Source organism: Frankia sp. CcCS3 (assembly GCF_977927575.1).
Genome location: NZ_CDWRCL010000344.1, coordinates 2,794 through 3,362 on the forward strand (window position 1 = coordinate 2,794; position 569 = coordinate 3,362).

Consider the following 569-nt stretch of genomic DNA (forward strand, 5'->3'; position numbering starts at 1 on the left):
TGCGATGATGTTCTCGATCACGTATTTGTTACTTCATTACGTCCCCATAGCCTACGCAGTGCTGTGGCAGCGGCTACACCCACACCTGCGGTTGAACCGTTCGGAACTGGCATTCATCGACGAGAGTTCCATTCTCGCGGATATCGCCGACACGATGACCGGAATTCCAGTTTTCGGTACGGCCCGCGGCCTTGTCAAGCTGTTGGAGCGCGGCGGCTCCGACGTACGCCGCCGCCTGCGGGTGCGGCGCGATCCCACCCCGGCGACGCTCGACGACCTGCCGAACAGTGAGCTCGCCGACGCCGTCACGTTTCTGTTCGCTGAAGACCTTCGGGCCGCCAGCCAGGACAGACAGTATGTGATCATCATTGACAGCCACGAGGCCCTGGTACCGAGCCCGGTACGCACCGGACGGGCGCAACTCGCGGATGCCTGGCTACGTGATCTCGTGGCACAGCTCGACCGTGGCCTGGTGGTCATCGCCAGCCGGGAACCGTTGCGGTGGGAACTGACGGATCCCGAATGGGACGGCCTCATCGAGATGTGCGACATCGGGGCTCTTCGAAGTT

Annotated in this window: 1 pseudogene; it reads left to right on the top strand. The window is 62.4% G+C overall.

What is annotated here, in order from left to right:
* Nucleotides 1-569, top strand: a pseudogene (locus AC08OQ_RS18950) (aminoglycoside phosphotransferase family protein); the annotation flags it as partial.